The organism is Salsipaludibacter albus (assembly GCF_019798055.1).
Taxonomy (GTDB): domain Bacteria; phylum Actinomycetota; class Nitriliruptoria; order Nitriliruptorales; family Nitriliruptoraceae; genus Salsipaludibacter; species Salsipaludibacter albus.
Genome location: NZ_JAHOPH010000040.1, coordinates 22,827 through 30,519 on the forward strand (window position 1 = coordinate 22,827; position 7,693 = coordinate 30,519).

Genomic DNA, 7,693 nt, shown 5'->3' on the forward strand with positions numbered 1-7,693 from the left:
GTCAGGCGTCGGTGGTGCTTGCGACCAGGTCGGCCCACTCGGCGACCTCGGCGGTGCCCACGGCGTCGGCGATCCGGCGGGCCTCGTCGGCCAGCTCACCACCGCGTCCGTACGGGGCGTGGGGTGACAGCCGCAGCACCTCGGCCCAGGCCGCCGCCGTTCCGGCCAGCCGCAGTCCCGCCGGGGCCGACTCCCAGCCGCTGGCGAGGTCGGCGAGCGCCACGCGTCGGGCGATCTCGGTGGCACGGCGAGTGTCGGGGTCGAGCCACCGGAGGCTGACGGTCGCGACCTCCTCGCTGCCGGCCGGCCGGGTCGACGCAGGGTGCAGGTCGAGTTCGTAGAGCGCGGTCACCGCGTGGCCCGCACCGATCTCACCGGCGTCGACCGTGTCGTCGCGGAAGTCGTCGTCGGCGATCGCCCGGTTGTCGTAGCCCAGCAGCCGGTACGCGGCCACCACGTCGGGGTTGAACGCCACCTGGCTGCGGGCGTCCACCGCCACCGTCTGCAGGGTCGAGGCCAGCTGCTCGCCGAACAGCTCGTGCGCCTCGTCGGGGGTGTCCACGTAGACCGCCCGGCCGTCACCGCGATCGGCGAGCTGCTCCATCAGGGGGTCGTTGAACCCGCCCATGCCGAAGCCGACCGTGAGCAGCTCGATGCCGGCGTCGACCCCACCCTCCACGCGGGCCAGGATCGACTCGACGTCGGTTGTCCCGGTGTTGGCGATCCCGTCCGACAGCAGGACCACGCGCGTGTTGGTGCCGGCGGGCTGGTCCTCGGTCATCCGGGCTGCCTGGTCGTAGCCCAGGGCCAACCCGTCGGCGAGGTTGGTGGAGCCACCGGCCCGGACCTCGCCGATGGCGGCGCGGACCACGTCGGCCTGTTCCACGTCGGTCGGGGCGAGCACGCTGCGTGCCACCGAGTCGTAGGTGACGATCGCGATCCGGTCGGCACCGGGCTCGAGGGCGTCGACCAGCACGTGGAGGCTCTCCTGGACGTCGGGCATCGCCGACGCCATGGAGCCGGACGCGTCGATGACGAAGACCAGGTCGACCGGATCCCGCACCTCGGGCGCCGGGGTGGTGAGGCCGATCCGCAGGAGGTGGGTGCCGGACTCGCGACCCCAGGCCCACGCCGCGCCGTCCGCGGTCACGCCGAACACCTCGGCCGGATCGGGGTCGTAGTCGTAGTCGAGCGCGTTGACGACCTCCTCGATCCGGACCTCGCCCGGGTCGATCGACCGGCCCGACGCGACCGCCTCGCGGATGCGGCCGTAGGACACCGTGTCGACGTCGAGCCCGAAGGTCGAGCGGGGGTCGACCACGGGGTCCTCCCACGGGTTGGCCGGCGGCGCCACGTCGGGCTCGTCGACCACGACCGGCGGGGCGTCCGGGGCCGGGTCCACCGGCAGGGGCTGGGACAGGGCGTCGTCGCCGCGCGGGGCCACGGCGACCTGGCCCGGCTCGACCGGGTCCGCAGCCGCCGTCTCTTCGCCGGCGGCCGCCTCCGTCGCCATCTCCTCGGTCGCGGCCTCGGGCTCCTCGGCGTCGCGCGGGGCGACGTCCACGGCCACCTCGTCGGTGGCGCCGCTGGACTCCGTGGCGTCGTCACCCCCGGAGCAGGCCGACAACACCAGCACGAGGGCCACGGCCCCGGCCAGTGGGCGGATCGGGCGGTGGTGGGTGGTCGGTCGGCGCATCACGGGCTCCCGGTCGTGGTCGTGGAGTGCGACGCCGGTCGTCGGCCGATGGTTGCGCGCGGCCCCTCGCCCGCCTAGGAGGGACGTTCGGGGGGCGATCCGGGGCAAGGGGGTGACGTGGCGGGGCAGCGCGGTTAGTTTGGTCGAACCCCCCAATCGCCGCGGTCTCCGAGATTCCTCGTGACCATCGGCGTCGCCCCCCGACCTGGAGCACGATCGATGAAGTTCCGTCCCCTTGCCTGGATCTCTGCCGCCGGCCTGCTCGCCACGAGCATCGCCGTCCCGGCCGCCGTCGCCGACCCGCCCGCCCACAACCCCGGCGGTCCCTGCATCGTCGACGAGCAGGCCTACGTCCTGTCCAGCGTCGTGGGCTACGAGGAGACCGAGCAGCAGCTCGCCGCGATCGCCCGCAACAGCCAGGGCACGGTCGAGCTGCACCACGCCGGCGTCTCGGGTGAGGGCCGCAACCTCACCTACGCCACCGTCGGCACGGGTGACACCGTGGTCTGGCTGCAGGCACGGATCCACGGCAACGAGCTGCACAGCACCGAGGCGGTGCTGCAGATCCTGCAGAAGCTGGGCGGCCCCTCGGCCGAGGCCAGGGCGCTGCGCGACGAGCTGACCGTCGTCGCGATCCCGCTGTACAACCCCGACGGCGCCGAGGCCAACACCCGTGGCTCCACCACCCCGACTCGCGTCGACCTCAACCGGGACTGGGAGAACTTCGTCCAGCCCGAGTCGGCCGCGTGGTGGCGGGTGTTCGCCGAGGTCGACCCGAACCTGGGCCTGGACCTGCACCACATGAGCGAGGCGCCCCGCGTCGAGGACACCGACGACCTCAACCAGTTCCAGATCGGGACGTTCACGGTGGACCCGGACCGGCTCCTGCCGGGCCAGCGTGACCTCGCGCGGCAGATGACCGAGGTGAGCCTCGACGCGCTCGACGGCTTCGGCCAGACCCACGTCGCCCGCTACCCCGACATCGACATCACCACCGCGGTGCTGTCACGCATGGTGTTGGGTGGCACCGCGCCCGAGGGCGAGGACCCGACGTCCCAGGAGCGGATCGACGGCGTGATCTTCTTCGAGGCCCGCAGCGTCGGCCAGAAGTCCAACGGCTACCTCGAGCAGCTGTTCGTCCGCCCGACGATGGCGGTGCTGTCGGCGGCTGCCGACGGGTCGCTGTACGAGTCCGACTGGGAGAGCTACGACGCCCTGCCCTACGCCGACCGCGGCTCCTGCGGCTGAGGCCTGACGACTCCCACGACCGCGCGGGGCGCGACCGGCACGTGACCGGTCGCGCCCCGGGCCGTTTCCCGCGGACTCCGCCCACGACACGGCAGTCATCTTACGTCTGAGGTAAACTGACGAACGTGTCGAGCGGAGGTGCCGTGGTGGGGCGAACACCGGCAGGAAGCCCGTTCACGCCCGGCTACGGCATCCTGCCGACGGTCTGGGCCGGTCGGGACCGGGAGTTCCGGGACTTCGACGAGGTGGTCGCGCCACGCGTCGCGAACCGGGTGTACGAGCAGGCGCGGGTCGTGACCGGCAACCGCGGGGTCGGCAAGACGGTGTTCCTGGCCCAGCTCGCCGAGGAGGCCCGGGAGGCCGGCCACCTGGTCGCCAGTGCCACCGCCCGGCGGGGCGACGCGGTCGTCGCCGACCTGGTCGCCGACCTCGCACGGACCCTCCACGCCTCCTCGGCCGCGGCCGCGATCGGCGACGCCCTGGGCGAGACACTGCAACGGCGGATCGGGCTGAAGGTCACGGCCGGCGGGGTGGAGCTGGACCTCGGTGCGGCCCGCGAGCGTCCCTCGATGGCGGTGCTGGCGGACACCCTGGCCACCATGCTCGAGCGGACGGCCCGCGAGGCCGCCGACCGTGACCGCCTGCTGCTGGTCACGATCGACGAGCTGCAGAACGCCGGCGAGCGTGCCCTCGAGGTGGTGTGCCACACCCTCGCCCGGGTGCAGACGACCCACGACCGCACCACCGGTCCCCGTGGCGAGGCGGTGCGCGCGTACCTGCCGTTGGCGGTGTACGTCGCCGGACTGCCGTCGCTGCCCGAGCAGATCCGGCGCTCGGGCTCGACCTTCTTCGAGCGCGCGATGGCCCTGGACTTCGGGTTGCTGCGCGACCCCGACGTCGCGAGCGCGCTGCGCGCCTTCCTCGACAACGTGGACGTCGGGATCGAGGCCGAGGCGCTGGACCGGTTGGTGGGCCTGGTCGGGGGCTACCCGTACTTCCTGCACCTGTTCGGCAAGCACGCGTGGGAGGCGGGCAGCTCCGACGTGGTGACGCTCGACGACGTCGAACAGGCCGCCCGGGCCGCCGAGGGTGACCTCGCGCGCTTCTACGGGGAGCGCCTGCGTGGGCTGGGCGACCTCGCCTACGACTGGCTGCTCGCCGCCGCCGCGTTGTCACCGGGGGAGCGGACCGTGGGCAACGTCGCCGCGCGGCTCGACCGCACCTCCGCCCAGCTCGGGTCGACCGTGCAGGGGCTCATCCAGCAGTCCCTGGTCCGCTACGAACCCGGGCGAGGGCGGTTCTCGTTCGCCGTCCCCGGCCTGGACCGCCACCTGCGCCAGTCCCCCTGAGCACCGCGCCCCGTTGCTGACCGACATCTCCGCGGTCCGGGCGTCAGGCAGTCCAGCGGGCGAGTTGCCGGGACTGGGCCACCAGGCGGCCGGTCGCGTCGTGGACGACCGCGTCCTCGTCCAGGAAGCCGTCGGTGACGTGGTGCGTGGTGACGTCGACGGCCAGGGGGCCCGGGGCCGGCCGGGCACGCACGTGCACCGTCAGCTCGATGGTCGGGACCCAGCCCTCCCGGCCCAGGGGGTTCCACGCGGCCGGCGGGGTCACGTCACAGGCGACGATCGCGGCCAACTGGTCGGGTTCGTCGGTGTCCAGCACGGCCCGCAGGCGAGCGGTGTCACTGCGCTGGCCCAGGACGAAGCCGGTGTCGTCCAGCGCCAGCCGGAGCCCGAACTGGCTGGCCACCGCCGGAGCCGCGAACGGCAGGTCGGGGTGGCCGGCGGGCGGACTCAGCGGGGTCGCGGCCGGGTCCCACGCCGGCGCGTCGGTCCATCCGGGCCCGTCGAGGTCGGTCCGGTCCCCGACGGAGCACAGCGCGGTCAGGACCGCCTGGCCGTCCTGGGTGGCGGTGGCGCGCCAGGTGGCGAACCGGCGACTGCCCCCGACCCGGACGACCTCGAGGTCCATCGGGCCCATCGTGGCCTTGCGCATGAAGTGGACGGTGACCGTGAACAGGTCGGGCTGGCCGGCGGCGAGCAGGACGCTGCGGGCCGCGATCGCGGCGAGGTAGCCGCCGTGGGGGATGCCGTGGACGTCGAAGCCGTCGTGCACCCGGGCGCGGACCGTGACGGCGTCGTCGGTGCGGGCGGTGACCTCCATGGACAGGGCCGTGGTCAGGGGGATCGTGGCGAGGGTGGGGGCATCGGACATGGTGGACCTCGTTCGGATCAGGTGGCCACGGGGATATGACGCTGTAATATGACGGTGTCATGACGATAGCACGGCGGACTCACGGTGGTCAAGCGGGCGGGTAGCGTCCGTCCCGGGGTGTCATCCGACGAGCACAGGAGCGGACCTCGTGGCGAGCGCGACGATCACCCGCGACGACGTCCTCGACGCCGCCATGGGCCTGATGCGTGGGGGAGGGGTGGGCGCCTTGTCGATGCGCCGGCTGGCCGAGGAGGTCGGGACCAGCTACCAGGTGGTGTACAGCCGCGTGGGTGGCAAGGCCGAGATCGTCCGGGCCCTGCACGACCGAGGCTTCGCGGCATGGGTCGCCGCCACCAGCACGCTGCCGACCGTGCCGGGGACGGCCGAGCACGTCCACGAGACCGCCAGGCAGTACCTCCGCGCGGCGCTGGACGACCCGCTGACGTTCGCGCTGATGTTCGCCACGCCGGTCCCGGAGTTCCGCCGGGACGAGGCGGCCCGCACCGTCGAGTGGGAGGCCTTCCGGACCTGCTGGCTCGCCCCGGTCGGTGCGTACCTCGAGGCGACCGTCGACGAGCGTCCGCCCGGCACGACCCGGCGCCTGGCCTGGCGGCTGTGGAGCGCCGTCCACGGGATCACGACCGTGCACCTCGCCGGCCACGACTCGCCGTCGGGCGACCCCGAGGCCGAGGTCGTGGGCATGGTCCGGCTGCTGCTGGCCGACCCGATCGCGTCCGGTGCCCCCTGAGCGGTGCCCCCGGTCAGTCGTCGGTGCGACGCAGCACGAACAGGCCGTCGCCGATCGGCAGGATCACGCCCTCCAACCGGTCGTCGTCGGCGGCGTGGTCGTTGTAGGCACGGATCGCGCGGGTGTCGTCGTCGTCGACCTCGGGGTCCACGACGTCGCCCGACCACAGGACGTTGTCCACGAGCAGGAGCCCGCCCGGCACCAGCCGGGGCACGATCGCGTCGTGGTAGCCGACGTAGCCCGGCTTGTCGGCGTCGATGAACGCCAGGCCGACGTGTGGCTCGTCCGGCAGCTCGGCCAGCCCCTGGTCGGCGGGCCCGAGGTGCAGCCGGATGCGGTCGGCGACCCCCGCCTGCTCCCAGAAGTCCTGCGCCACGTCGGTCCAGTCGACCGACCGGTCGAAGCAGTGGAGGGTGGCGTCGGGGGGCAGGCCACGGGCGATCGCCATCGCCGACGCACCCGTGAAGGTCCCGACCTCCACGGCCACGGCCGGTGCGGCCAGCTGGGTCAGCAGCGTGGTCAGCACCGCCTGCTCGTGGTCGATGCGCATGGTCGCCACGCCGCCGAGCTCGGCGGTCGCGGCGTGCTGGGCGCGCTCGACGGTGTCCGGCGCACGCGTGTGGTCACGGATGTAGTCGTCGAGGGCTGCGGGGGACAGGAGGCTGCGTCGTCCGGCCATGGTCGTCTCCGGTCACGGGGCGTGGTCGCACCGTAGGTCCGGGCGCCGAGCTGCGCGCGGGCCCCGCGTTGCCGGGCCCTCAGTTGCCGTTCAGCGACCAGTGCCAGGCCTCGACCGAGCTGCCCTGCAGCCCGAACTCCGCGGCGTTGGCTGCGAGCCAGTCGAAGGCCCGGTTGCCGCGGCACCCGCGGGGGCCCGACCCGAAGCACAGGGTCTGGCCGTTGTACGAGAAGTCGATGGCCAGCCCGCGTTCGTGCATCGAGCGACCGGGGATGGCGGTCGGGATCCGACACGACGAGGCGGGGGAGTCATAGATGTCCGGGCAGCCGTTGGCCTCCCGGAGCCGGACGGTCGTCATCGGGGTCCGGTACCCGCCGCCACCCAGCACGATGCCGTCGGCCGCCGCGGCGGCGAGGAGCTCCTGCACCTGCTGGCCGATCACGGTCGAGACGGTGATGCCGCCGATCATGACCCCGTCACCGCGGTCGGCCCAGACCGTCACGAGCTCGACGTCGCTGCCGCCTGCCAGCCCGGCCTCCAGCGCGGCCTTGGCCGCGGCCAGGCGACCCTCGAGCTCGAGCCGTGGTCGGGAGACCTCGGTCGAGGCCTCGGCCAGCCGGTCGGCCTCCCGGCCGAGGCGCTCGGCGGTGCGGTCCGCCTCGCGGGCGGCGCCCTCGGCCTGGTCGCGGGCGTCCTCGGTCAGGACGATGGCCTCCTCGACCCGCGACTCCACGGCCTGTGCGGCGGTCGTGGCAGCCGCCGCGGCAGCGAGGCGTTCCTGGCGGATCGACCTGGCGACGGCCAGGGCATCGACGGTGGCGTGGTCCTCCTCCATGGCCGCCTCGACCATCTTGGTCACCCGCATGACCATGTTGAAGTCCTCGATGCCGAGGATCATCGTGGTCAGCCCAAGGTGTCCGCCCTCCATGTAGGTGGCGCGGATGCGCAGCTGGGCGGTGCGCTCGGCGGCCGCCAGGTCGTCGTCGGCGTCGGCCAGTGCCTCGTCGGCCAGCTCGGCCGCCCGGCGCGCGTCGACCAGTTCCTCCCGGGCCGCGTCGAGGTCCTGTCGCGCGGCCTCGGCGGCGGCCTCGGCGCTCTCCACGGC

General features: G+C 73.7%; 7 protein-coding genes. 3 read left to right on the plus strand and 4 right to left on the minus strand.

The window, feature by feature from the left end:
• Position 1: 1 nt before the first annotated feature.
• A complete protein-coding gene (locus KR546_RS17000) occupies positions 2-1,696 on the minus strand; it encodes a vWA domain-containing protein (RefSeq protein WP_238445915.1) in 1,695 nt (564 codons plus the stop codon).
• A gap of 219 nt (positions 1,697-1,915) precedes the next feature.
• Here KR546_RS17000 and KR546_RS17005 point away from each other — a divergent pair, with 219 nt between their 5' ends.
• Both KR546_RS17005 and KR546_RS17010 read left to right on the plus strand, forming a co-directional pair.
• On the plus strand, positions 1,916-2,944 hold the full coding sequence (locus KR546_RS17005; protein WP_238445916.1) for a M14 family zinc carboxypeptidase: 1,029 nt from the start codon (positions 1,916-1,918) through the stop codon (positions 2,942-2,944).
• 143 nt (positions 2,945-3,087) lie between these two features.
• Positions 3,088-4,293, plus strand: coding sequence for an ATP-binding protein (locus tag KR546_RS17010; RefSeq protein ID WP_238445917.1), 1,206 nt, complete (start codon positions 3,088-3,090; stop codon positions 4,291-4,293).
• 43 nt (positions 4,294-4,336) lie between these two features.
• Here the strand turns inward: KR546_RS17010 and KR546_RS17015 are convergent, their stop codons facing one another.
• A complete protein-coding gene (locus KR546_RS17015) occupies positions 4,337-5,161 on the minus strand; it encodes a thioesterase family protein (RefSeq protein ID WP_238445918.1) in 825 nt (274 codons plus the stop codon).
• Positions 5,162-5,309: 148 nt separating this feature from the next.
• On the opposite strand from KR546_RS17015, the gene KR546_RS17020 reads away from it, so the two are divergent.
• The gene (locus KR546_RS17020; protein WP_238445919.1) at positions 5,310-5,909 is read left to right on the plus strand and encodes a TetR/AcrR family transcriptional regulator; all 600 of its coding nucleotides are present in this window, start codon (positions 5,310-5,312) and stop codon (positions 5,907-5,909) included.
• 13 nt (positions 5,910-5,922) lie between these two features.
• Here KR546_RS17020 and KR546_RS17025 read toward each other — a convergent pair whose 3' ends face one another.
• Together KR546_RS17025 and KR546_RS17030 are read right to left on the minus strand one after the other, a co-directional pair.
• Positions 5,923-6,588 (minus strand): O-methyltransferase, encoded by a 666-nt coding sequence (locus KR546_RS17025; RefSeq protein ID WP_238445920.1) that lies wholly within the window; start codon positions 6,586-6,588, stop codon positions 5,923-5,925.
• A 79-nt stretch (positions 6,589-6,667) separates the two neighbouring features.
• A partial coding sequence (locus tag KR546_RS17030; protein ID WP_238445921.1) for a D-alanyl-D-alanine carboxypeptidase family protein occupies positions 6,668-7,693 on the minus strand: 1,026 nt, incomplete at its 5' end.

What these genes read in the sequence shown, in the direction of transcription:
- KR546_RS17000 (WP_238445915.1), bottom strand. Translation starts at nt 1,696, where the DNA reads ATGCGCCGACCGACCACCCACCACCGCCCGATCCGCCCACTGGCCGGG.
- KR546_RS17005 (WP_238445916.1), top strand. Translation starts at nt 1,916, where the DNA reads ATGAAGTTCCGTCCCCTTGCCTGGATCTCTGCCGCCGGCCTGCTCGCC.
- KR546_RS17015 (WP_238445918.1), bottom strand. Translation starts at nt 5,161, where the DNA reads ATGTCCGATGCCCCCACCCTCGCCACGATCCCCCTGACCACGGCCCTG.
- KR546_RS17025 (WP_238445920.1), bottom strand. Translation starts at nt 6,588, where the DNA reads ATGGCCGGACGACGCAGCCTCCTGTCCCCCGCAGCCCTCGACGACTAC.